Origin of the sequence: Pseudomonas sp. PGPR40 (assembly GCF_022014505.1) — a bacterium.
GTDB lineage: Bacteria > Pseudomonadota > Gammaproteobacteria > Pseudomonadales > Pseudomonadaceae > Aquipseudomonas.
The window spans coordinates 32,381-56,176 of the sequence record NZ_JAKLSP010000024.1 but is presented as its reverse complement, the minus strand read 5'-3'; the positions used below and the strand labels follow the sequence as shown (position 1 = coordinate 56,176).

The 23,796-nt window shown below is 54.3% G+C and carries 24 protein-coding genes and 1 pseudogene; 13 read left to right on the top strand and 12 right to left on the bottom strand.

The features are described from left to right. Window positions 1-7 precede the first annotated feature (7 nt). Together MEB48_RS20410 and MEB48_RS20405 are read left to right on the top strand one after the other, a co-directional pair. On the top strand, window positions 8-3,235 hold the full coding sequence (locus tag MEB48_RS20410) for a hypothetical protein (RefSeq protein WP_237885735.1): 3,228 nt from the start codon (window positions 8-10) through the stop codon (window positions 3,233-3,235). Window positions 3,236-3,793: 558 nt separating this feature from the next. Continuing rightward, window positions 3,794-5,560 (top strand): hypothetical protein, encoded by a 1,767-nt coding sequence (locus MEB48_RS20405; RefSeq protein WP_237885734.1) that lies wholly within the window; start codon window positions 3,794-3,796, stop codon window positions 5,558-5,560. A 499-nt stretch (window positions 5,561-6,059) separates the two neighbouring features. Here the strand turns inward: MEB48_RS20405 and MEB48_RS20400 are convergent, their stop codons facing one another. Further along, window positions 6,060-6,386: a hypothetical protein gene (locus tag MEB48_RS20400; RefSeq protein ID WP_237885733.1), complete on the bottom strand. Its 327-nt coding sequence runs from the start codon at window positions 6,384-6,386 to the stop codon at window positions 6,060-6,062. A 306-nt stretch (window positions 6,387-6,692) separates the two neighbouring features. Between MEB48_RS20400 and MEB48_RS20395 the strand changes: the two genes are divergently transcribed. The 3 genes from MEB48_RS20395 (at window position 6,693) to MEB48_RS20385 (ending at window position 9,200) form a co-directional block, all read left to right on the top strand. After that, complete coding sequence (locus MEB48_RS20395; protein WP_237885732.1) at window positions 6,693-8,159, top strand: hypothetical protein; 1,467 nt, start codon at window positions 6,693-6,695, stop codon at window positions 8,157-8,159. A gap of 248 nt (window positions 8,160-8,407) precedes the next feature. Further along, window positions 8,408-8,623 (top strand): hypothetical protein, encoded by a 216-nt coding sequence (locus MEB48_RS20390; protein WP_237885731.1) that lies wholly within the window; start codon window positions 8,408-8,410, stop codon window positions 8,621-8,623. 196 nt (window positions 8,624-8,819) lie between these two features. Further along, window positions 8,820-9,200 carry a hypothetical protein gene (locus MEB48_RS20385; RefSeq protein WP_237885730.1) on the top strand — a complete coding sequence of 127 codons (381 nt, stop codon included), beginning with the start codon at window positions 8,820-8,822 and terminating at the stop codon, window positions 9,198-9,200. Window positions 9,201-9,372: 172 nt separating this feature from the next. Here MEB48_RS20385 and MEB48_RS20380 read toward each other — a convergent pair whose 3' ends face one another. Further along, window positions 9,373-9,993 carry a tyrosine-type recombinase/integrase gene (locus MEB48_RS20380; RefSeq protein WP_237885729.1) on the bottom strand — a complete coding sequence of 207 codons (621 nt, stop codon included), beginning with the start codon at window positions 9,991-9,993 and terminating at the stop codon, window positions 9,373-9,375. A gap of 540 nt (window positions 9,994-10,533) precedes the next feature. On the opposite strand from MEB48_RS20380, the gene MEB48_RS20375 reads away from it, so the two are divergent. Together MEB48_RS20375 and MEB48_RS20370 are read left to right on the top strand one after the other, a co-directional pair. Next, window positions 10,534-10,833, top strand: coding sequence for a hypothetical protein (locus MEB48_RS20375; RefSeq protein ID WP_237885728.1), 300 nt, complete (start codon window positions 10,534-10,536; stop codon window positions 10,831-10,833). 28 nt (window positions 10,834-10,861) lie between these two features. Then, window positions 10,862-11,290 (top strand): hypothetical protein, encoded by a 429-nt coding sequence (locus tag MEB48_RS20370; protein ID WP_237885727.1) that lies wholly within the window; start codon window positions 10,862-10,864, stop codon window positions 11,288-11,290. Window positions 11,291-11,659: 369 nt separating this feature from the next. Here MEB48_RS20370 and MEB48_RS20365 read toward each other — a convergent pair. The 6 genes and pseudogenes from MEB48_RS20365 to MEB48_RS20340 form a co-directional block, all read right to left on the bottom strand. After that, window positions 11,660-11,974, bottom strand: a pseudogene (locus MEB48_RS20365) (response regulator); the annotation flags it as partial. Between the two features lie 256 nt (window positions 11,975-12,230). Further along, window positions 12,231-12,635: a response regulator gene (locus MEB48_RS20360; protein WP_237885726.1), complete on the bottom strand. Its 405-nt coding sequence runs from the start codon at window positions 12,633-12,635 to the stop codon at window positions 12,231-12,233. A gap of 169 nt (window positions 12,636-12,804) precedes the next feature. After that, the gene (locus tag MEB48_RS20355; RefSeq protein WP_237885725.1) at window positions 12,805-14,136 is read right to left on the bottom strand and encodes a deoxyguanosinetriphosphate triphosphohydrolase; all 1,332 of its coding nucleotides are present in this window, start codon (window positions 14,134-14,136) and stop codon (window positions 12,805-12,807) included. Window positions 14,137-14,359: 223 nt separating this feature from the next. Next, complete coding sequence (locus MEB48_RS20350; protein ID WP_237885724.1) at window positions 14,360-14,701, bottom strand: hypothetical protein; 342 nt, start codon at window positions 14,699-14,701, stop codon at window positions 14,360-14,362. Further along, window positions 14,698-15,087 carry a phage holin family protein gene (locus tag MEB48_RS20345; protein ID WP_095055478.1) on the bottom strand — a complete coding sequence of 130 codons (390 nt, stop codon included), beginning with the start codon at window positions 15,085-15,087 and terminating at the stop codon, window positions 14,698-14,700. The genes MEB48_RS20350 and MEB48_RS20345 overlap by 4 nt, the downstream gene beginning before the upstream one ends. Before the next feature lies 1 nt (window position 15,088). Continuing rightward, on the bottom strand, window positions 15,089-15,403 hold the full coding sequence (locus MEB48_RS20340) for a DUF883 family protein (RefSeq protein ID WP_008009371.1): 315 nt from the start codon (window positions 15,401-15,403) through the stop codon (window positions 15,089-15,091). Between the two features lie 305 nt (window positions 15,404-15,708). Here MEB48_RS20340 and MEB48_RS20335 point away from each other — a divergent pair, with 305 nt between their 5' ends. Then, window positions 15,709-16,917, top strand: a complete 1,209-nt coding sequence (locus tag MEB48_RS20335; protein WP_237885723.1) for an ammonium transporter — start codon at window positions 15,709-15,711, stop codon at window positions 16,915-16,917. Between the two features lies 1 nt (window position 16,918). Here MEB48_RS20335 and MEB48_RS20330 read toward each other — a convergent pair whose 3' ends face one another. Beyond that, entirely contained in the window at window positions 16,919-18,631 is a 1,713-nt protein-coding gene (locus tag MEB48_RS20330; protein ID WP_237885722.1) for a cation:proton antiporter, read from the bottom strand. 209 nt (window positions 18,632-18,840) lie between these two features. Here MEB48_RS20330 and MEB48_RS20325 point away from each other — a divergent pair, with 209 nt between their 5' ends. From MEB48_RS20325 to MEB48_RS20315, 3 genes are all read left to right on the top strand, one after another. Next, window positions 18,841-19,083 (top strand): glutaredoxin family protein, encoded by a 243-nt coding sequence (locus tag MEB48_RS20325; protein ID WP_032835369.1) that lies wholly within the window; start codon window positions 18,841-18,843, stop codon window positions 19,081-19,083. 160 nt (window positions 19,084-19,243) lie between these two features. Beyond that, a complete protein-coding gene (locus tag MEB48_RS20320) occupies window positions 19,244-19,564 on the top strand; it encodes a hypothetical protein (protein ID WP_007895054.1) in 321 nt (106 codons plus the stop codon). A gap of 72 nt (window positions 19,565-19,636) precedes the next feature. Beyond that, on the top strand, window positions 19,637-20,527 hold the full coding sequence (locus tag MEB48_RS20315) for a pseudouridine synthase (RefSeq protein WP_237885721.1): 891 nt from the start codon (window positions 19,637-19,639) through the stop codon (window positions 20,525-20,527). An 89-nt stretch (window positions 20,528-20,616) separates the two neighbouring features. On the opposite strand, the gene MEB48_RS20310 is transcribed toward MEB48_RS20315, so the two are convergent. After that, window positions 20,617-20,838, bottom strand: a complete 222-nt coding sequence (locus tag MEB48_RS20310; RefSeq protein ID WP_237885720.1) for a YgdI/YgdR family lipoprotein — start codon at window positions 20,836-20,838, stop codon at window positions 20,617-20,619. A gap of 76 nt (window positions 20,839-20,914) precedes the next feature. Then, entirely contained in the window at window positions 20,915-21,517 is a 603-nt protein-coding gene (mobA, locus tag MEB48_RS20305) for a molybdenum cofactor guanylyltransferase MobA (protein WP_237885719.1), read from the bottom strand. Window positions 21,518-21,598: 81 nt separating this feature from the next. Here mobA and moaB point away from each other — a divergent pair, with 81 nt between their 5' ends. Continuing rightward, entirely contained in the window at window positions 21,599-22,138 is a 540-nt protein-coding gene (moaB, locus tag MEB48_RS20300) for a molybdenum cofactor biosynthesis protein B (RefSeq protein WP_237885718.1), read from the top strand. Further along, window positions 22,122-23,348 (top strand): molybdopterin molybdotransferase MoeA, encoded by a 1,227-nt coding sequence (locus MEB48_RS20295; RefSeq protein WP_237885717.1) that lies wholly within the window; start codon window positions 22,122-22,124, stop codon window positions 23,346-23,348. Before moaB ends, MEB48_RS20295 begins: the two co-directional genes overlap by 17 nt. Before the next feature lie 65 nt (window positions 23,349-23,413). On the opposite strand, the gene MEB48_RS20290 is transcribed toward MEB48_RS20295, so the two are convergent. Then, window positions 23,414-23,722: a hypothetical protein gene (locus MEB48_RS20290; protein ID WP_237885716.1), complete on the bottom strand. Its 309-nt coding sequence runs from the start codon at window positions 23,720-23,722 to the stop codon at window positions 23,414-23,416. Window positions 23,723-23,796 lie beyond the last annotated feature (74 nt).

Here is a 23,796-nt window from a genome sequence, read left to right as displayed (position 1 = left end):
GTGGATGATGGAAAAGGAACAATCGGCTTCCAAGATCGCTGGCCCTAAGCCGCAAGACTTCCTGCGAGCAAGACGTCCGGAGCAGTTCTCGGATACTGTAAAGCTACAAGAATCGACCATCGACCGCTCCATGCTGGAGTACCACTTTGAGACTCTGAACAATCGAAGCCAAGAGCTTCAGTTCGAGATATTCGTACGGAAACTTTGCGAGCGAGAAATCTGTCCCAACCTGGTTCCCCAGACCGGCCCAACAGCAGGTGGCGACGGCAAAACCGACACAGAAACTTTCCCTGTCACCAACCAGATCGCCTTCTTCTGGGGACTAAACGAGTCCCCGGAGTCCGAGCGATGGGCATTCGGTGTCAGCACCCAGAAAGATTGGAGGGCAAAATGCAGAAAGGATGTCGAGAGCATCATGTCGACAGGGCGTGGCTACGTCCGAATCTTCTGTGTCACCAGCCGTTTCATCAAGAACAGCTCCAGGGCAGAGCTCCAAGACGAGCTTTCCGAAAAGTATGACGTCAAGGTCACAATCCTCGATCGAACCTGGCTGCTTGATAAAACGCTGCAGCCCAAGAATCAGCACCTTGCTATCGATCACCTAGGTCTTACAGGCAGCATTGACAGCAAAATTCAGATCGGCCCATTCGATGCTGACAAGCAGATCCAGCTAGCAGAGATCGAACGCCAGATCGACCAGATTGAAGATCCAGTCCGTTTGACCATCCCCCAGGTCGACCTCTACACCAAGCGTGCCATCATCTACAAAGAGCTTGAGCGGGATGCCGCTGCTGTACAGCATCAGTTCGATATCGCCGTACGGACAGCGAAAAAATTTGGTACCCCAAGACAGCATTTTGATGCCCTTTATCAGCTGACATGGGCCGCGTACTGGTGGCTGGAAAATGCCGAACTCTTTGAGGAAACCTTTGAAAAAGCGCTTGGTGTGGCCCAAGAGACCGACAACGTTGAGGTATGGGAGAAAGTCGTAACGTTGTTCAATCTAGTGGTCACCACTCATCGAGACGGCAAATGCACCCTCGATGTGGTTTCCCTGGAGGCTGCCATTCGAGAGAAGTTGAACTCGATAGCCGAAGACGCGGATATGATAAGCGGTGCATTGCAGGCCAAGACTTCTTTGGCGCTTTTAGACCTGTTGACGGCTGAAAGTGAGGATCAAGTCAACACTACCTTTAACATCCTGAGCACTATAGTCGACAGCGCCCATAAGCTGATTGGTTATCCTATGGCTCGCCTCGTCAATTTGTTGGAAGCTCTCGATGTGGCCTTTGGAGATCTCAAGGCCTACGAAGATCTGATGGATAAGGTCATTGACGATGCCGGTGCACGGGAAAACAGCCGGATAAAGGCAGATAAGTACCTGAGGCGCGGAGCGCTGAGCAGCGACAAAAAGGATTACTACAGGGCGATCAAGTGCTTTGGGTTGTCCCTCTATGGGTTGTATAGCAGCGAGAGCAAGCGGGAAATTTTCGCTGCCCTTTATATGCTGTCCCATTCGTATGAGAAGCAGGGATTGCTCTGGGCTGCGCGCGGGGCAGCGATGATGGCAGCGTACCTTGCTACCGCTGATGCGCTGAAGGAACAGCGAAGCAGTGCTAAGCAAGCCGCTATTTACCAACGACTCATGTGGATTGAAGGTCAGCTAGGTCGCTTGGGCCAGTCTCTGACTTGGTATCACCTGGCTCATCTCATCTCTCCAATGCTGGATGAAAATCCTTGGACAGATAGTCAGAAGATCAATTATGAATGTTTGATTGGTAAGCTATTCCTCAATGCCAATTTTTCAGATATTGAGAGGCTGGCGTGGTTGCCGGATAAACTGAATCAATTGGATCTAGGACTCAGTGCGGACGCACTATTGGTTTGCTTGGGTCATGAAGATAAAGCGGGGCCTGAGGGCGAGCCAATTGATTTTCAATTTATGAACATGTGGCGCAGCATTGATATGGGAGCTCCGGTGGCTCCGCTCGACCTTTATCTAGACCGCTGGACGACCATAAGCTCCTACATCCTGGGTTGTAAGGTGTCTGTATCCTTCCCAGTGAAATCCCCCTGCATTGAGCTGGCGCAGCAATTGCTGGCTGTACTGGAAAGCTTTTGCGCACCGATGATGTCAGACCATGCAGCGGCTACAGTGCCCGCCGTGAATATTGATATCTTATTGGAAGATGAGGATGACTTCATACTGCAGCACAGATTCGATACTGCTGCGCAGGTGACTTCTGCTGAGATTCTCTGCTCGCCGTTCAGTATTGCCAATTTAACCGACGAGCAAAGAAGTAGAATCCAGAACTTTTATAGTGAATTCTGCCTTCACTTTGTCTCCATCGTTTGCCCTCAAATTGGCTGGTCGAAACTGGAAGAAATGCTTCGAGACGATAAGGCCTTGGAGCGCGCAGTTATCTTCAATTCTAATATTAGCTTGGATAGCTATTTCATAGGGCGCGATGCAGTACCAGGTATGGTTTCTCACAATGATGCGGTCTTCGAGTTGTACAAGCCAACACGAGAAGCCACTTGGTTTGAACATCACAACATAGAACCTATGGATTGGCGCCCTAAATCGAATGTGCGCGAGGAGCGTCCAAAACATCCGTTTCAGTTTTCAACAATGAAACATAGAGAGCTTAAAGTAGTTTCTCTCATTCAGGTGAGTCTGTGGGATCAAGCCGGTTGGAAGGGCTTAGGCTTCCAAACATGCGAAGGTGAAATTCCTTTGCTGATGTTTGGCTTCGAGCATGCCGCTGTTGGGAATAAAATATTCGAGAATATCGCAAAAACTATCGGGGACAAAGATCCCAATAACACTTTGCGCATCGCATTGATACGTGGCATTAGCAGGCAGAATCCTGCGCATTATCGTGTGGTTGTTACAAGCAATATTGATCGGTCTGATGATGGCTCTTCGAAAGTCCAAACAACCCTTTCTAGAATCCATACTATGACGCCAAGCTCTTCTGAAAATATTGACAGATTTTTGAAAGATTATGAGGTGCACAAGAAGTGTCATGTTGCTACGGTGAATGCCGAAGGAAAGCTCGTTAGCCATTTATTAACCTCTGGGGTTGTTGTCACGCATGCCTGGGAGATCGATGAGAACGACCAGGAGATTTCGGCTATCAAGCCTGACGACGATGTTCTTATTCCGGTAGGCATGGGAAACCCGCCAATCAGCCGTGCGCTGGCGAAGATTCGTTCATTTGAAGCCAGATAAGGGTTAGTCACTTGCGGCTGGCTGACCCATAAGGCCATCAACGGCGCCTGGGGAGCTTTGTGCCTTTGCGACGAACGACGCATTCGGCTGAAGTCAGATTGGTCCGAGCATCCGCTTCTGGCCGTTCTCTGCCCGTCGCGACCGGCGAAAACGACCCAAAGCGGTCGATGAGTCATCCGCGAAGACAGCACCAAATGGCAGTGACGAGAGGCATGGTGAAGACAGTTTCTTCCACAGTTACAGCGCAAGGCCTTGCTGTCGGCGTAGTCCCGTGGGAAACGGCCTGCCCGTGATGAGGTCAGCCCAGACAACCCAAAGCGGAAGCTCGCTCGGAGGAGATCTATGATTGCTTCGCAGCGTGAATGGTCTCTCCTATGAGACTACTCGTGAGCCGCCGCCGGCCAAAGGCTGGCGCTCGTCCATGACTGCTTTCTGATACTTCCAGCCCATCTTTTACCGATGTAGGTCTGGCTTCTCCACCTACGTTCAGCGAACATCTTCCGGGTCGCACTCTTGGATTGAGGCCGCGGCTGCTGACATCACTTAGAGAACCGATCTATGACCGAAGCCTGGATCCTTCAAACCTCTGAAATCCGGCGCCCGTTTTCGCGGGCGACCTGGATCCCCCTTCGTGCGTCGCTAAATGATGAGCGTGGCAACGTGAAAGACGTGGGGTATGTCGGGGACGTGTTCGCCTGCGGCTCCGTCGCCTTTCCAAAGCAGCATCAAGAGCTCGCCGAGCGCTTGAGCTGGAGTGACATCGGCATCGGGCACACCGTGGCTCCGTATGCATACTCAGACGGCCATTACTCGCCGATCGATGAGTATCAGTACAACGACAAGGAACCCATCGGGATCAATCTCGTTTTCGAGCATCCGCAGCCCGTGGTCGGAGGCCGGCAGTGGATTTTAAATCCGGACTTAGTGGTTGCGCTTGGCCTGATAAAGGAGGGGCCGAACTGGGTTAGGCCGGAAGAGGACTTTGTCGTGGTAGCAAGGGAGACGGTGGAAAGCGATGGCAGCCATCGCCTGATCGAGATCAAGCGGGAATTCCTAATGGATTACCTTGCCGCTCGCGGCCTATCCCTCCGCCTGTCTTATTACCGTCAGCGCGTCGAGAACGTCGCTAGCCTCAAGGACAGTCTCTATGCAGGTCTGAACGAGATCCAAGAGCAGCGTGAAGGCGGAAGATACGAATTGCGCATCAAGGAGCTGGACGCCGTTTTCGGCGGCAGTTGGGCGTTTTTCCGAATGTGGCGTACCGACGTCGACGGGCAGGAAGACGCACCTATCATGGGGCCCGAGACGGACGAGAACACCGCCTCGGAGAACGCCCAGGGCCATCGAAGCGGCTATCCTGGAGTACGCGTTGAAGGCGAGTTCTGGCGCGACGAGTGGATCGAACATCAAGGCAAGAGTACCCGAGTGCGCGGGGACCAAGATCAGAACCTGCCGCACTTCATTGTCGATACCGACGGCTCGCGCAGGTTCTCGGCCGAGCTTAGGGACGAAGACATTGGACGGTGGCTCTGGTTCCGCCCATCCGTTGTCACCGAACTCCTGACCCATCGAGGCTTCTCCCTGAAGTGGTACACGGCTGAAACCGGCGCGATCAACTCCACCTCGGGGTACTCAACCCATTTCGGGGTCAACGCCTCGGAGCTCATCACCGTCTACGCCTACGACATCGCCAAACTGCCCGCCTGGGAGCAATTTCTATGGGCCGCAAGTAACGCCGCACCGGAGGGCAAGGTCAGCGCCGAGCTGTTGGCCTCACAGGTCGAAGCGCAGCCGGCAGGCACCCATGCCGTGGAAGAGATGCTATTCGGGTGCATGCGGCTGCTGGAAGCCGAGTTTCACAAGGCATTTGGCGTGTCGCTGTTCTCACACGAGATCGACGATGACACGTCAATGCAGAACGTTTCTCGTTTTTCGAGCAAAGATCAGGCTTCGCTCTTGCGGCTGGCCAAGGAGCTCGTTCGCATTTTCTCGGATCGACTCGACGTTCGCTCTCTTCGAAAGCTGTCCAACCACCCTGACAAAGAGAAGTTGGGCTCTAACAAGTTGCTGCAAAGTATTTTGGCCCAGAAGGCCGGAGAGGCGCGGGCGCGCGAGGTCTTCGCTGCTATCGCCGGCGCCTACGACATGCGCCTTGGCGACGCGCACCCAACGAGCTCGAAGATTGGCGAAGCTCTCAAGCTCGCCGGCATCGACATAACGGCGTCGTATCTGCGGCAGGGCGAGCAGTTGATCCGCAACTTCGGCCACGCCATTTGGTGCACTGGGAGTCTGCTCTTCGGAGGCCACGAAAAGAGCGAGGTATGAGCCGTTCGCTGTCGGACGATACAATGACGGCCGGGCGGCGGATTGGAGATGAGCGGCGGCAACTAGGATCCGAGCAGATTCCAGCGGCCTTGTGAAGGGTTTCGGGCAGGCCCTTAATTGGCTGATTGTAGGACTGGGAGAGATGGCTTCTCGTGCTTGCGCGCTTTGCCAGCGTCCGACCAGTACAAGGCGATTATCATCGTCGAGGTCCTTGTATGCGGTGAATTGAAGGAGCAGTTCTTGATGGGCTGGCTACATTCGGCAGCGTTTTTCCGCTGCTACTCGCCCCTCTGCTTGCATTCCTGGTCGATAATCCCCGGCTGAGTGAGTGGCCCCTTTGGTTTACTCTGCATTCGACGGACAGACTCTCAGGACGGTGTCGTGCCCCATCATCGAATGACTGCTTCTGGCCGACTCCAGTCTGTCGCGATCGGTAGAAATCGGCCAAAAGGAGCTAGTCGCAAGTGTCCGAATCGGTGAGTAAACTTGATCGTCTCGTTCACGGTTTATCTGTCGATCTCCCGCCGTCGTTGAAGAAGTCGTCCACTGCGACCATGCCGAAATTGTCAGTTAATTTGTCCTTGTCGTCTTCACTGAACATCGTTTGGGTACGCCTTTCCTGCTTAAGGCTGGCAACTGCCTGGAAAAAGCAGCGTTCACACAGATGTATCTCATAGCGCTCACCATCGTGGGCGGAACCGTATCCCCAGTGGGCCTGCAAGATGGCGTATTGGAGGCTATGACCCTCGACGCGAGTGCTTTCGAGGCAGACATCGCACAGGATGTCGCTGACGATCTCAACTTCTTTCTTTTCTTTGATCTTCATCATCACCTCCCATAGCCCCAAACAAACCCACCTAGGAAAGCATAGTAGGTGCTGCAACGACCAAACACTGCCCATGGGAAGCCCATGCGCGCCTTCTTTCCGGCTTAGTCCCCTTGCAGTCTCGGATTCGTTGTTATGGCTTAGCCAGCCGCGATCGACCAATAGCGGACCTAGGAAAAATTTACCCTAAGCAACCGTTGACCCCAATGCCAACGTGTATGGCATTTTTTGTTTTGATACCGCACATTTAGCGAATGGCGTCTTCTCGCGATCGCATTGCCAGTCGCAGTGTTTGAGGGAATTAAAGTGACACGTTCAGCACGTAAATTGGCCTCTACTTTAGTTGGTGCATGTGCCATCACAATCGCGCTTCAGTGCATGGCGGAATCGACTCCTTCTAACGTGGAGTCGCTAATTATCGGCGACAACTGGAAGGAGGCATCGCGGGCGATTTTCCTGGAAGCCAAGCCGGTGGACCGTTTTGAGTGGACCATCCCCACAGGACAGGCCAAAGCCGGCTTTCTCGAAGATGCCCTCGATACGATTGCTGGCATGCCCCCGAACACGCAGCCTGGAGCACTTCTGGCACTTGTTGTCGATGTCCCATCAATTTCGCCGGAAATGAAAGCGGGGTTGGTTCAACGGGCATTAGATGCAGCCAGGAAAATTTCTGGAAAATCTGCGAACTACCTGAAATCCGGGGATCTAACCAAGGTCGCACTTTTCTATTCTCGGAACGGTGCAGAGTCTGAAACCCGAGCAGTCTTTGAAGAAGCGCTAAGAGCCGCCGAGAGCGACATAAATGAAGAAGGTAGTGGTGGATACCGACAGGTTACTGAAGCCATGGTACGCGAATCGACTGGTAACCGGGACTGGATGATTGCGTTAGTAAAGCAACACCTTCAGCGCACAGAGAAATCGGCCGAATCTGCATTTGCCTATCGAGATCTAGCCCAAGTCGCAGTACGGCTTCAAAGAAATGAACTGGCCATAGACCTCATTGAGCTAGGTATCTTATCAGCGAATACTATCAACCAAGCTCCTATGCAGAAGTTGGCGCTTGAGAGTTTGACTAGTGTTGCAGCAGAGGCGGGGTACACCAAGAGGCTGCCAGAGAAGTCTCCGTACGCAGTTGCCATTCAAGAGGCAAGGTCTGGTAATCCGCAAAAGGCTCACGCGATTGTTTCAGGGCTATCATCGAATCTATACGTTGACCATGCATTAGACGCCTTCAAGAGCGTGTTCGAAGATGCGGTGAGACGGGGAGACCTGACCACGGTGCTCTATTTTGCCGAGCATCCGGTGAGAAAAATTTCCTGGGTAGAGTCCAATGTCTGGCGACAAGTTGCTGAGATACAGGTAAAAAATGGAGTAAGAAAGGATGCTGCGGCTAGTTACCACCGGGCAGTACTAGCGATTTCAAATAATCCGGAAAAAATTCGTTACTTTGAGGAAGTAAAAGCAACGGTAGCTCTTGCGGAGTCCATGCGTCAAAACGGGTTTGATGCGGAAGGCGGTAAAGCAATCCTTGATGCTCTGGCCATGATTGACCTGATTCCAGAAAGACTTGCAGATGACCGTATCAAAGCATGTACGTTACTTTCCGAAGCACTTTGGCGCAGTGGAATGTACGCCGAGGCGAAGCAGCAAATTCTTCAAGCCTACCGGCTCGCTAACAGTTATGGAGGCAAGGCGGGCTCGGAGAAAAGTCGTCTACTTTCCGGAATAGGACGAGCCACCTCGACATTCATCCCTCAAGCTAGTGAGCAGTGAGTGTCAAACAACAATCAGAAGAAGTCGAAATAAAGTTCGTCATTCGAGGAAGCTATGACAGACTCTTTCCGCATGGCGAATACGCAGAGTCCGCACGGCCGCTTTCATAACAAGCGTCTGACCGCTTAGGGTCGAAAGTAGCCGGTGACAGCTTCATCAATTGACCATACTCCAATCAACCTATTGCAGGTTCCAATTGGGGGCACTGTCGCTGCTATGCTTGAGCTTTCTCGAAAGGAATCGACACCATGCCAAGCGATTATTCACTGTCGGATGTACTGGAAAGGCTGTTCGAAAATCAGCAGGCGTTAGAGGCGGCCATTATGGAGTTGACCCTGCTGATTGAGGGGCAAGGGGCACAGGAAGTGGGCGGAAATGTCCGTGGTGCACTGTGGACCATGGGTGAAAACGCCGGTCATATCAAACAAGGCCTGGCTCGATTGAAGAAATTGGACATCGGCTAGGTGCAACACCTTTGCCAAGGCTGCCTGAATCCGACTCCAAAGTGCCTATGGGCGCATCGTTCGAGTGTTCTGACGACGATCAGACGCTTGATGCCAAAAAGAGGCGGAGAGTTGATTCTGGCAAGCGATGAGCAGACATTTTTTTGCGATTTACTCTGATACGCTGCTGAAACACTCGTTTACAGGAGTTGTTCGCATGATTGGCAAGTTAATTTCGACGGGTTTCAGTTTGGCCACCTTGCCCGCCCGCCTGACTTTTCGCAGCGTCCGCGCCTTGGCCATGACGCCTGCCGAAGCCAGCCGCCTGCTGGCGGACATGCGTCAGGCATCGGATCAGGCGGTGCAGGAACTCCAGGGGCTGTTGGCCAACGTCGATGCGGACATGACCCACAAAACGGCGCACCTCAGTGCTGCCGACAAGCGCCTGGCAGCCGAACTGGCCCTGCACGCCGCCGAACAACACCTGAACATGGCCGCGATCAACATTCTGCGGGCCGTCTGGCTGACGCTTCACTCGACGCCGAACTTGCCGGCAAGCGAGCTTGATAAGCGGCTTGAACAGACACGTAACGACTAACAGATCGTCCTGCGGATCGGTCGATCCGAGCGAGAAATGGGAGCTCAGCATCCTTGAATCGGCGCTTCATGTGCAGGTGGGGTTTATGGAGCGCTTACAATTCGGTTAGTCAGTCCGGTTCTCCTCACTGGCAGCTATTGGCGACAGTTTAGTTGCGACCATCGCAGAGGAATTACACCTCCGTCTGTTCAGCCATTTCTAGGGCATCATCGACCTCGATACCCAGGTATCGGACAGTGCTTTCAAGCTTCGTATGACCAAGCAGGAGTTGCACAGCTCTCAGGTTCTTCGTCCTGCGATAGATCAGCGATGCCTTGGTTCGCCGGAGCGTGTGAGTACCGTACATGGTTGGGTCAAGGCCAATGGTTGTCACCCACGCTTCGACTATTCGAGCGTATTGTCTGGTGGATAGATGGTCTGAGCCGTGCAACCGGGTCGGAAACAAGAAGTCCTCGCTGCGGAGGCGGGCCTGATGCATCCAAGCCTCCAGAACCGTTCGGGTTTGCTCAGTAATTTCAAATTGCACTGGGTGCTGGGTTTTCTGCTGCATCACGATGGCTTGTGACGACACATGTTCCCCATGGGCTATGTCTCGTACTCGCAGCTTGGTTAAGTCACAGGCACGCAGCTTGCTGTCGATGGCCAAGTTGAAGAGAGCCAGATCCCGTGTTTTCTCCGCGAGCTGGAGTCTTACCCGAATGGCCCAGATATCTCTGACTCGGAGCGGGGCTTTCTGTCCGACTAGCTTTCCCTTGTTCCAAGGCTGATGAATATATGTAGCAATGATCTTCATGGTTTGTCCTCCACGTTGAGGGAGGACATGGGTGGATCAGTCATTGTGCGTGGTGGTCGCTAACCGACCCAATGCGGCCGGTCAGCATCGGTAGAGGCCGGACAGGAACAGCCAGACGGTAGTGGGTACCCGAGCCATATTGTGGCGATACTCGGCTGCGCTTTACGCACTCGGTGATGGTACACGCGCTGACTTTCTCCATAGAAAAAAAGTAAAAATCATTGAGCTTGAGCATTAGTTGGTATTTTTTAGGCTGCTTCCTCATTGTGTTTACAAAAAATCACTAAAGTAATAGCCTATTTCGTATGCTTACGAAATTTTGCTGTTGGCTCTGATCAGACACCAAAAATCTGAAAATTTACACAGGAGAGCTTGACGCGAAAAGCAAGGCATGTTGATCAAGCGAGATGTCGGTTCGGACTCTAGTATGAAAAGATGAAGGTGCTTTAACGCAATTATTTTTTGCTGGCTTATGTTGCCATGCCCATATAGGTTCAAATATTTATCATTCACTCTACAACCTCATATTGACGTGTCCAGATGAACTATCGCTTTTGTCAGCTATTAGAAAAAACCAAGTCGGCGATAGCTCTTTTTATAGGCTACTTATCGAAAGACCCAAAAGCAATATTTGACCATGTAAGAAATGTCGGTATAGCGGGGGCAATGATTCTAGGAGCAGGGCTGATACGAGAAAGGTTGGATTCAGAGCATCAGCCTCTTACATCATATATCCCATTAGCAATTTTGTTAGGTGGCGGTGTATTGCTGCTTATTATGAATCTACTATATGCTCAGAAGTCGATTGCCACAAAAAATATACGGAAAGAAAAGAGCTAGATCTTTTATAAAAGAAATACGCTTCACGATGCGGCTGGTCGCGCGCAAGAACAAATTAAGCCCTGTAAAAAAGCAGGCGATTGCAAAAATGATTTTAAGAAGGCAGCTTTTAAATTACGGTGCACAATGTGTATTGTTAATATACTTCGTGGTAATTGCGATGCTGATAGTGGTGCAGTACTACTCATCGAAAGACGCATCTTACTTTCAAAATACTAAAGAGACGTCACAGTATCGGCTCATAGAAAAACTAAATAACTCACTTTCTGAATCAATCCAAAAAAACCATGATTTAAACGACGAACTGAGGTCAATGCAGGTAAAGGTTGAAGCTCAGAATGCCGCGCTCAATATTAAAAATGAGACAATCAATGCTTTAATGAAAAAAATTAAAAAAATTACACATGTTCACGACTTGCCGCACCGACCTCCCATCGTAAAAAAATCGAACACCTAAGTCGCATCCTACCTGTCGATTATCGCCATTACCTACTATCTGCTTAAGCTCTACTTGGGGTTGAAACTGCTCGGCGTGAAGGTTGAACCACGGGAAACTATGCAGGCCATGACACCTCTCGCGGTCGAAATTTTTGGGCTAATGTTACTTCGTATCAATAAAATCAAAGAACAGAAGCGAATAATCTGAACTGGTCAGATCCTGGCATCTCGATTACGACAACACGGCAAGGTGCGGTACTTAGCCAACGAGCAATCCAGAGCGCATAGGTACACGGAATTCCCCGAGAAGAGCAATGGATTGGCTCGATGCTAGGCGTTTGTAATTCATTTTTTCTGAAAAAAATTAATTTTTCCTGAAAATGACCGCTTCCTGCTTGCATACATAGCCCGATGCACCGGACTGCATGCAGCGAATACCGAAAAGTGTCGGACACTGTGCAGTTAGTACAAGTGTTTTGAGAGGGGTGCTCATGGCGTTGAAACGGGCAAGAACTTCCAGACCATCCAGTTTGGGAATACTGATGTCGAGAATGATCAGGTCAGGCATGCATTCGCGAACCATCTGCATTGCATCGACCCCATTGTCAGTTTCGCCGACGACTTTGTAACCTTCATGTTCCAGCAGCATTCGAACGGCAAGACGGATGACAGGGTGATCGTCGACAATAAAAACGGAGTTCATAATCAAATCCCATACGTGCACAAATAAAGCGCGCACCTTAGCTCAGATAGTTGAGGGACCGCATGAACGGAGGGGGCTATAGCAGCAATATAGGAAAAGTCCTACAACTGAAGAAGAATAGGACTACGTATCAACTAGGTTTTGCATGAGGAAAGGCGAAAGTTCGGTAGGAGTAATTAAGGGGTTGAAAGCATTGAGCTAGAGGTTTGAATCTAAACATTGGTCATTGTTTTAGTGTGTTCGGGTTTTTGCGTTTTTATAGTGAAGCCAAGGTCAACAAGTTTCTGAAGTCTGATTGTTTCAATGGCTTGATCAAGTAGCCGAGCAAGGGCAGTCGATGTTCGTAAGCCATTACTTTAAGTTTGTCCAGTTCGGCGGGTGTCAGGCTGCTCAGAAGTATTGCCTGTCTGATCATTCCCCGGCGACTGGCATATTCGATCAAATCAAGGCCTGGAAGGTCGGGCAGGCATTGGTCGCACAGAAGAATATCGAATGGTTGCGCAGCGTTGATCATATGTTGCAAAGCGCTTTCGGCACTGTCAGTAGCGGTCAGCTGGGTGAAGCCATAACTCTCCAGCAGGTATTGAGTGGCTCGTAACTGAAAGGGATGATCTTCCACCAGCAAAATGCGCCAATCATGTTTGAACATAGGAGTTTTCATGCGTCATCTGTCGAGCCGGGAATGTGATTATTTCGCGAGACGGTCGAACAATCGATCAGTCAGCTCTGCACAAGGTGTAGGGCGATTCTGTCGACGTTGAAATACAGATGAATGTCGAGGAACTCGATCAGCCGTTCAGAATTCTCTGGCACGGCTGATCGGTACATTTTTATCGGTGGCTTGAACGACCGGTCATTTCCAGCGCCATTTCACCGGCATAGCTGTCGGTCATGCCGGCGATGAAATCAATCATGCGCAAGAAGGAGGTGTGTAAAGAGCCATGAGGATCGGGCGCATTGTTGCCCAACAGGTCGAGTATGCGGCGGTTCTTGAAGGAGGGCGTACGGCCGTTGTGCTGTTCCAGTGCCGCGCCGCAAAAGGCGTTGAGCAAGATTTCCAGGGTGGTGTAGGCCCCAATTTCGTGGAGTGTCTTGCGCTTGTCCTGGAAGATTTTTTTGCGCGCCATGTCCTTGGCATTCAAGACGCAGCGTTTGGCGGGGCCATGCATGTGTTCCACCAGGTCGCCAGGCAGCGTGCCGGCCAGTAGCGCGTCCTGTTGCTCAACGAACGCTCGGGCTGCTGCGTTAGTCAGGTGTTCGATGGCTTTGCCCCGCAAGATCGCCAGTTTGCGTCGACGCGAATCCTGTGGACCGAGCTGGCGATAGGTTTCCGGGAGATCGTCCCCCACCAGGTCCAGCAGCAGGGATTCGACTTCGGCGTATTCCAATAGCTCCATTTCCAAGCCATCTTCCAGATCGATCAGCGCGTAGCAGATGTCGTCGGCGGCCTCCATCAGGTACACCAGCGGATGGCGCGCCCAGCGCTGTTCGTCCAGCTGGGGCAGGCCGAGTTTATGAGCGATCTGTTCCAGCAGCGGCAGTTCGCTCTGGTAGCAACCGAACTTGTGCTTCTTGTAGCCCAGTGAGTCGGCGTGCCGGGCTGTCCACGGGTATTTCAGGTAAGTGCCCAGCGTGGCGTAGGTCAGCCGGGTTCCCCCTTCGAACTGGTGGTATTCAAGCTGGGTAAGCACTCGGAAACCTTGGGCATTGCCTTCGAAATTGAGGAAGTCATTGCGTTCGGTTTCGCTCATGGCATCCAGCCAGCCACGACCTGCGGCCTGCTGGAACCAGTGGCGGATGGCGTCTTCACCGGAATGACCGAAGGGCGGATTACCAATGTCATGGGCCAGGCAAGCCGATTGCACCACCATTCCCAAGTCGCTTGGTTCGCACCAGTCGGGCAGGGCGCTGCGGATGGTTTCACCGACACGCATGCCCAGCGAACGGCCGACACAGCTGACTTCCAGCGAGTGGGTCAGGCGCGTGTGGATGTGATCGTTGCTGGAGACCGGATGGACCTGGGTCTTGCGCCCGAGTCGACGAAACGCGCCCGAGAAAATGATGCGGTCGTGATCTTTATGGAAAGGGCTGCGGCCGAGTTCTTCCGGGCTGTGCACAGGCTTTCCGAGGCGTTCGCGGGTGAGCAGGGTTTGCCAATCCAAGGCTGGTTTCTCCGTCAGGTGACTGATCCCCTAGCTTCCCGGTTCGTGTCGGTACCTGCAAGGGGAACTACAGCCCTGCCGTATTGATATCGATGAGCAGCAGTCGCTCGCCGTAAGGTTTGGTTCCGGGTAAACCTGGACACCAGGCAGACACGCAGGATCAACCTCTGGTTAAAGAGGTTAATCCCGCAGGTATGGCAAGCATGCAGCCAGACAGGACTGATTAAGGTTTGCGCGAAGCGCTTTGCATGATCAGCTTGATCAGTGGCCCCAGCGTGACGCCCAGGCGAGCCAACCGAGTCAGGCTACCGATACCGCCACCCTTGGCACCCTTGCCGGTCAGAAAGCCCAACCCGATCACGGCCGCGATACCCCAGAGCGGGGCATGTTTAATGCCGAAGCCATCTTGCAGGTTTTGCGTCATGCCACGCACCCGTTGCAGGGGTTGCAGCAGGTGTTGGGATTCGTGGCGAATTTCCTGGCGATGCATTTCCATACGCAGGCGGATCAGCGCCTTGCGCATTTCCGTGCGTGAGCTGTTGCGGGGAAGTTCAGGCATGCTCATGGCAACAGACGCTCCCGATCATTGGCCAGCTCTTCCAGGGTGCCATTGAAGGGCGAGGACTCATCGAAAATCGCCGCTCTCAAGCGCATCGCACAGAACAACGCTGCGAGGGTGTAGAACACACAGAGCCCGATGATTGCTGCCAGACGATAGGTGTCCCAAAACAGGATCAACACCAGCGTCGACAAGCCCACCAGCAACAACAAGGCAAATACCAGCGTCAGGCCTGCAAACAGCAACAGGCTTACGGTGCGTGCTTTTTGTTCCTGCAATTCAATGCCGAACAGTTCGACATGACTGTGCAGTAGTCCAAGAAACGCGGCACCGAGGCGCCGCGGTGATGAGCCGGTGCCCGTCGAGGACGAGCCGGATTCGCCGATCGCCATATCAGCGCCGAGTAGCCAGCAGGCCGATCAGGAAACCCACGCCAGCCGCGATTCCGACCGATTGCCATGGATTGGCCTGGACGTAATCTTCCGTGGCGGTGACAGCGGCTTTGCCGCGCTCACGCACAGAGTCTTCGGTCAATCTCAGGGTTTCCCGCGCGCGCAGCAGACTGTCATGGATCTGCTGGCGCAATTCATCGGCTTGATCGCCAGCCAGGGATTTGGTGTGTTCCAGCAACCTTTCGGTGTCGGTGACCAGTGTCTGAAAATCTTCCATCAGAACTTCTTGAGCAGTCTTTGCTGTGGTGCGTGCCATTGGTGATCTCCGTGAGTGGCTTCTGAAGCGTTCGAGTATGAGCCTTGCGTGAAGGTTCAGTACAAATGACTGGTACAACTTTTGCTATGTCGTGGTGCGTCAGCCTGCGCCATTGCGCTGTTGCTGGGCATGATTTCAGGAAAACCTTAACTCAAATAATCAAAACTCGCGCAAAGGCTCCGTTCTTGTGCGCCAAAGCGGTTCATCCGGATTAACGCTTCAGTCTGGGTAGGCTGCAACTTGGTGCGCAAGCCAGTCGCGCGAACTGCTTTGGTGCTTTTTTCAGCCTTCAGGTCTGCCAATCCATGGAAAATCTGCAAAGCGCTGTGGACAGTCTGGTCCATAGCTCCAATACGTTGTTCATCCTCATCGGTGCCGTCATGGTTTTGGCCATGCACGCCGGTTTCGCCTTTCTCGAGGTGGGCACGGTTCGACAAAAGAACCAGGTCAATGCCTTGTCGAAGATCCTCAGCGACTTCGCTATTTCGACCCTGGCCTACTTCTTTATAGGCTATTGGATTTCCTACGGGGTGACTTTCATGCAGCCGGCGGCGGTAATCACTGCTGATCATGGCTATGGGCTGGTGAAGTTTTTCTTTCTGCTGACCTTTGCTGCGGCGATACCGGCAATCATTTCCGGAGGTATTGCCGAGCGCGCCCGGTTCGTCCCGCAGTTGTGTGCGACGGCGTTGATTGTGGCGTTCATCTATCCATTCTTCGAAGGCATGATCTGGAATGGCAACTTCGGTCTGCAAACCTGGTTGCTGGAACGCTTTGGCGCCAGCTTCCATGACTTTGCAGGCTCCGTGGTGGTTCACGCCATGGGCGGCTGGCTGGCACTCGCGGCGGTGTTGTTGCTCGGGCCAAGGCAAGGTCGTTATCGCGACGGACGACTGGTGGCATTCGCACCGTCGAGCATTCCCTTTCTGGCGTTGGGTTCGTGGATCCTGATCGTCGGCTGGTTCGGCTTCAACGTGATGAGCGCCCAGACGCTGCAAGGGGTCAGTGGGCTGGTGGCGGTGAACTCGCTGATGGCCATGGTCGGCGGCACTGTGGCGGCGCTGATCGCCGGGCGCAATGACCCGGGCTTCCTGCATAACGGCCCGCTGGCCGGGTTGGTGGCGATCTGCGCCGGATCGGATCTGATGCACCCGGTGGGCGCGTTGCTGACCGGTGCCATCGCCGGGGCACTGTTTGTCTGGTGCTTTACCGCGGCTCAAGGCAAATGGCGTATCGACGATGTGCTGGGCGTCTGGCCTCTGCATGGACTGTGTGGTGTCTGGGGCGGGATCGCTTGCGGCATCTTCGGTCAAACCGCCTTGGGTGGTTTGGGGGGCGTGAGCCTGATCAGTCAGTTGATCGGTACTTCTCTGGGGGTGATTGTGGCGCTGGCAGGTGGTTTTGCGGTGTATGGCGCGATCAAGACCTTCCATGGTCTGCGCCTGAGCCAGGAGGAGGAATATCACGGCGCGGACTTGTCGGTGCACAAGATCGGTGCCGTGAGTCAGGATTGAATCACTGTTCCTCATCGTCAGCGCCAGGGTAAAAACCATGCAGCAGGCGATAGCGGTCACGCCGTACCTGGTCGACCCGGTCTCGCACCTGTTGGCCGGGTATGCCCAGCATGATCAGCGCGTGGGAGGCGAGCATCAGGCTCGACTCCAGCAACTCGGGTACGACTTCGCTGGCGCCGGCCGCCTTCAACTCGGCCAACTGACTGTCATCCCGTGTGCGCACCAGGATCGACACGCTCGGGTTGAACCGGCGTGCCTCCTTGAGTATCAACAGTGCGATGTCCGTCTGGTCCACGGCGACCACCAGCAGTCTGGCGCGCTCCAGCCCGATCGCGACCAGCAGTTCACCGCGACGTGAGTCGCCGTAATGAACACAGTTTTCATTGACCGCTGCTTCCTGAACCCGCACCGGATCGGTATCCAGCGCAATGTAAGATTGATGGACATTACGCAGGACGCGCCCGATGGACTGACCTACGCGGCCGTAGCCACAGATCACTACGTGATTGTGCAAGCCCGCGTTGAGTGCGCTGATTTCTTCGAGTTCGGCTTCTTCGTTGGGCTTGCGGTGCAGGCGTGTGGCGATGTAGGGAGCGGCGCGCAGCAGTAAAGGCGTCACCAGCATCGAGCAGAGCGTGGCGGCCAGCAGCAGGCCACCGAGGTCGGCGGGCATCAGTTTGTTCTGCTGCATCTGTGTCATCAGGGCAAAGCAGAATTCGCCCCCTTGTGCCAATGCCAGGCCGCTACGCCAGGCGGTTTCGCCATCGCTGCCGCGCCATTTGACCAGCAGCGCGACCACGGTGCCTTTGATCAGCAATAACCCTAGCGTCAGACCGACAATCAGCAGGCCGTGGCTGGCAAACAAGCGCAAGTCGATCAGCATGCCGATGCTGACGAAGAACACCCCGAGCAGAATGTCGCGGAACGGACGGATGTCCGCCTCGATCTGATGTCGGTAGTGGCTTTCCCCCAGCAGCATGCCGGCGAGAAAGGCGCCCAGGGCAGGGGAGAGGCCGAGCAGGTGAGTCAGCCAGGCCGTCAGCAAAACGATCACCAGCGCCAACAGCACGAACAGCTCCGCGGAGCGGGACGCGGCGACTTCATGGAACAGCCGTGGCAGAAACCAGCGACTGACCAGCAGCAGACCGACGAACAGCACAATGGTCTTGCCCAGCGTCAATGGCAGCGCCCAATACCAGGCCTGGTCGCTGCTGCCGGCAAACACTGGCACCAGGGTCAGAAGCAACACCGCGACCACGTCCTGGAACAACAGCACAGCAATGGCATTCTGGCCGTGGCGGCTGAAAAGCTCACCCAGGCTGCTCAACTCCTTGCTGACAATGGCGGTGGACGACAGCGCCAAACCGGCTCCGAGTAGCAGTGCAGGCGTGGTCGGCATGCCGAACAGCATCAGCAACCCCCCCAGCACAATCCCGGAACCCAGCACTTGCAGGCTGCCCAGGCCAAATACCACTCGGCGCAGTGCGAGCATTTTCGCCAGGGAAAACTCAAGCCCGAGGGAGAACAGCAAGAACACCACGCCCAACTCGGCAAGATCGGGCAAATCTTCATTTTCATTCACCCAGTTGAACGCGGTCGGGCCGATCATCAGCCCCACGCACAGATAGCCCAGCACCGGTGGCAAGCGCAGACGCTGGAACAGTGCAATCACCACCAGAGAGGAGGTGAAGATGATCAACAGATTGGCGAACACTAAAAACTCCGGTGAGGGTTCTGACCACTCAAGCGTAGAGGCAAAAAAGACGCGAGCATCGCGCAACTGACAGTTGAGGCGAATGATGTGCGTCAGGAGTTTGCCGAAATCTCTTGAAATCAGCCATTGCTCGGACAGGTGGGGCGTCGGCTCGACTGCTTTTGATCGCGGGCCTAGAATGAGCGCTTACTTCGTTTGGTCTTGTCGTCATGCCTCCTGAATGTCAGCTGTTCGGCACCGTTGGTTGCCATCTTTGTGAAGTCGCCGAAGCCATGCTGATGGAGTTTGTCGAGCGTGGTCTGTTGGTGGAGCTGGTGGATATCGCTGACGATGAAACCTGGTTCGAAGCTTACAGTCTGCGCATTCCGGTGTTGCGACGAGTCGATACCGGCGCAGAGCTGGGTTGGCCGTTCGGTGCCGATGAAGTAGTGGCTTTCCTGCGCGAACCCTGATGCTGCTGGCGATGCCCCACCTGTCGCGATCCTTGTTTCCTCCATTGGCGAAAGGTTGGTTATTCGGTTACTGTATGCGCATACAGTTATTCCGATTGCCTGCCATGCTTCTCCCTGTTTCGGGTTTGGCAGCCGATCCCTGACGTCAGAGGGATGAACCTTGGTCAATGTCGAGCAATTGAAGAACAGCGTGAACCGGATGTCGGCGGACGTGGTGCGCGAGGCCGTCCTCGAATTGCGTCTGGATGGCCTGGTCACGGAGGGTAAAACGCCCTTCAACAAACTACATTTCAACACCTGTTTCGCCGAAATCGAAGCCTTGTTCCAGCGTGCGGGCTATCACCGACAGCTGGATGTCGTGGGTTATCAGGGGTTGTTGTATGCGCTTTATGATCCGGGTCGCTGGGAAGCGGTCGATGTGCTGCGCTGGCTCAAGGAGTTCACTGAAGCGGCCGCTCGAACACAGTCAATACCGGCCTGAGGATTCTCTTCTAGGTTCGTTCCGGCCACTGTTGGATAATGCCGCTCTGTATTGAGGGTTAGAGCTTTTCGTATGTCCACTTCATCTTTTTCTGCTGCACATAACCAGGCCAGCACGCTCTATCTGCCGCCGGGACCGTGGCAGACTGTACTCGATTGCCTGTGCGAACACTTCAGTGCCATCGGTCGAGAACAATGGCTGGACAGAATTGCTCGCGGTCGTGTCCTCGATGGGCAAGGCCTGCCGATCGCCTTGGACCTGCCTTACAAGGAAGGTCTGCGGATTCATTATTTTCGTGAGGTGCCGGACGAAAAACCGATCCCGGTGGTGGAGTCGATTCTCTACGCCGACGAGCATCTGGTGGTGGCGGACAAACCGCACTTTCTACCTGTGACGCCAGCGGGTGAATACGTTGAGCAGACATTGCTGCGACGGCTGATCCGTCGCCTGGATAACCCGCATTTGGTGCCTTTGCATCGGATCGACCGGCATACGGCGGGGTTGGTACTGTTTTCAGCCAACCCTCAGAGTCGGTCGGCGTATCAATCCTTGTTTCCTGCACGCCAGATCGAAAAGCGCTATGAGGCAATCGCCCGGGCATTGCCAGAACACTCCTTCCCGCTGGTCCATAAAAGTCGACTTATTGATGGCGAACCGTTTTTTCGCATGCAAGAAGGTCCGGGTGTCAGCAACACCGAGACGGCTGTCGAGGTCAGGGAAAAAAATGGTGAACTCTGGCGTTATGCGCTGTACCCCGTGACAGGCAAGAAACATCAGTTGCGAGTTCACATGACAGCTCTGGGGGCCAGCATCTGCAATGATCCGTTCTATCCGCAGGTGCTCAAGGGCATAGAAGATGACTATGCCAACCCCTTGAAGTTGTTGGCCCAAGGGTTGCGATTTGTCGATCCGGTCACGGGGCAGGAAAGAGAATTCGAAAGCACGATCACGTTGCAGTGGTAATCACGGGGCTAACGACTCTGCTTTTCTTCACCCACGAAAAAGCCCGCTTTTAAAGCGGGCTTTTCTGTATCTGGTTGTCGCCGTAAAGATTACAGATCTTTAACGGTACGGACCTGATCTTTGTTGACGCGGGTGTGCTTGCCATCCAGTTGTTCGAATTCGTAAAAGCCCGACTCTTCATCGTACTTAGGCGCGTCGACGGCCTGGATTTCTCGACCGTCATTCAAAGTGATCACGGTAGGCGATGCGCAACCGGCGAGATTCGCAAGGCCCAATGCGAGCATGAAAGTGGCGAGGGTCCGTTGGGTCATGGGTGTGTCTCCGAATGGGAATTCTTTTGGTTGCTGAGCTTGAGACGTGTACAACGCACGCAAGTTCCTTCGCATGTCAGTCTGACACAGTGTGGTGTGTGCTTAACAGTTCCGGCGTATTGAGATTGGCCAGGCGGGGGTCGTTGTCCGGGCATTGCAGGGCTGTGGCGCCCAGCTTGCGCATAAGGCGACCCGGGCTGCGCTCGCCTTCGTTCCAGGCAGTCTCGAAAGCCGCTGAAAGGGCGACAGGAATGATGCACAACAAGGGTTCCCAATGTTCGCCATGGCGCAACATCAGCGGTTTGTCCGGATGCTGTCCGGCGGTTTCGCGCATGTTCTGGAGCAGCGCGGCATCGATGCGTGGTACATCGCAGGGCAGCACCAGTAAGTGAGTGTGGCGGGCGGCTTTCAAGCCTGCGCGAATACCGGCCAATGGTCCTGGAAAGTCGCCTTCGTCGTCATGGACCAACTGATCCGCATAAGGCGCATATTTTTCCAGGTTTCTGTTGCAGGAGATGATCAGGTCATCACTCAGCGGACGCGTCTTGCGGTGCAGATGCGCGATCAGCGGCTCGCCGTGCCATTCCAGTAAGCCCTTGTCCTGACCGCCCATGCGTTGGCCACGGCCGCCGGCCAGGAGCAGAATGGAGCAAGGCGCCAGAGGTGTATTCGAGGTCATCGCACTTCTCCATGGGGGCGGCGAAAAAATGAGGCGCTGTGATATAACACCGGGCTGTTTCTCCTACAACTGGACGAGCCTATGAAAGCCAAGGCTGATGTACCTTTCGCACCGCTCAACATCGCGGTGCTGACTGTCAGCGATACCCGTACCCTGGAAACCGATACCTCAGGCCAGGTCTTTGTTGACCGTTTGACCGCTGCCGGTCATAACCTGGCGACCCGTGTATTGCTTAAAGATGACCTCTACAAAATCCGCGCGCAAGTCGCCAGCTGGATTGCCGATGAGGTCGTGCAAGTGGTGTTGATCACCGGCGGTACGGGATTCACCGGTCGCGACAGCACGCCCGAAGCCGTGAGTTGTCTGCTGGATAAGCAAGTCGATGGTTTTGGTGAATTGTTCCGGCAGATATCGGTTGCGGATATTGGCACCTCGACGGTTCAGTCCCGGGCCTTGGCCGGTCTGGCCAATGGCACGCTGGTGTGCTGTTTGCCGGGCTCGACCAACGCAGTGCGCACCGGTTGGGACGGCATTCTCGCCGAGCAACTGGATTCGCGTCACCGTCCGTGCAATTTCGTGGCCCATCTGAAACAGGCGGCACCCTGTGAATCCCGCGGGTAAGCCAGGCAAGACTGGCAACCTGATGGTTGTCGAGGAAGCACTGGCGCGTTTACTGGAAATGGCCGACGCCTCGAAGATTTGTGAGCGCGAACGCTTGCCGTTGGCGCAGGTTCAGGGGCGTGTACTGGCCGCTGACCTGGTATCGACACTGGATTTGCCGCCCTGGCCCAACAGTGCCATGGACGGTTACGCCTTATGCCTGTCCGACTGGACGGGAGAGCCGTTGGTGGTCAGTCAGAAGATTTTTGCAGGCCAGGCCCCGGAGCCCTTGAAGCCGGGTACCTGCGCGCGGATCTTCACCGGCGCACCAGTGCCCGCAGGTGCCGACTGTGTCGAGATGCAGGAGAACGCCGAGGTTCAGACGGATGAGCGGGTACGTTTCACCGAGATCATGAAACCGGGACAGAACATCCGTCCACAAGGTCAGGAGGCCACCGTTGGTGAGCTGATTTTGCCCGCCGGAACGCGTCTGGGGGCTATCGAGCAGGGGCTGGCGGCATCGCTGGGATGCGCTGAGCTGGACGTGGTTCGCAAGATTCGTGTTGCGGTCTTGTCTACCGGTGATGAGTTGATTGAGCCGGGCCAGACCCTTGGGCCGGGACAGATTTACAACAGCAATCGGGTATTGCTCTGCAGCTGGTTGCAGCGCTTGGGTTGTGAGGTGATCGATGCCGGCATTCTTCCCGATGATTTAGCGACCACTCGTGCTCGCCTGGGTGAGTTGAAGGATGTCGACCTGATTCTCTCGACGGGTGGCGTATCGGTGGGAGAGGCCGACTTTCTAGGCATCGCCTTACGGGAAGAAGGCGAATTGACCTTATGGAAGCTTGCCATCAAACCAGGTAAGCCGCTGACGTTCGGGCATTTTAGCGGCGTGCCTGTGATTGGTTTGCCCGGCAATCCGGCGTCGACACTGGTGACTTTTGCTCTGTTGGCCAGGCCCTACCTTTTGCGCCGCCAAGGCGTCAAAGAGGTTGAGCCCCTGAAGTTTCAGGTGCCGGCAGGGTTTGTCTGGCCAAAGGCTGGTAACCGACGTGAGTACCTGCGCGGACGTCTGGAGAATGGCCGGGCAATCATCTACAGGAATCAGAGTTCTGGCGTACTGCGCAGTGCAGCCTGGGCTGACGGTCTGGTTGAAGTGCTGGAGGGCCGTACGCTGATCGAGGGTGATGATGTGAGCTTCATCCCTCTAAGTGAAGTCTTGAGCTGAACAGGCGCTGGTTTTGCCACGCAAGCCCGGGGTGATCGCCTTGGGCTTGCATGCATGACCATTCCTTAATGTGCCAGAAGTGTCACGACCTGGTCGAAGCGGCTGTTGGCGATCCAGGCCAGAAGTCCCAGGATCACGGCTGTTCCGCCAGCTGAGTAGGCAAGCCTGTGTTTGATGGCTTTGACGTCATCCCGGACTTCTTCCATAGCTCTTCGGATGTACTTGAGGTGTGCTTCCAGTTCAACGATGCGAGGTTCCATATCGACTTCTCCGGCGGGCTTTGCGCTGTTTTTGAATTCAGCCTGATGATTTGCGTGATTTTCTGCGAACGGCGCGACTGGAGTTACCGGTAGTCTGAGTTCATTGTTTTGCATGGAGGAGGGGGCTCCTTGCGTTAAAACCATTCAAGTGGTCGATACCGTTGCTTGCGCTTTTTGAAGGTCTTAAG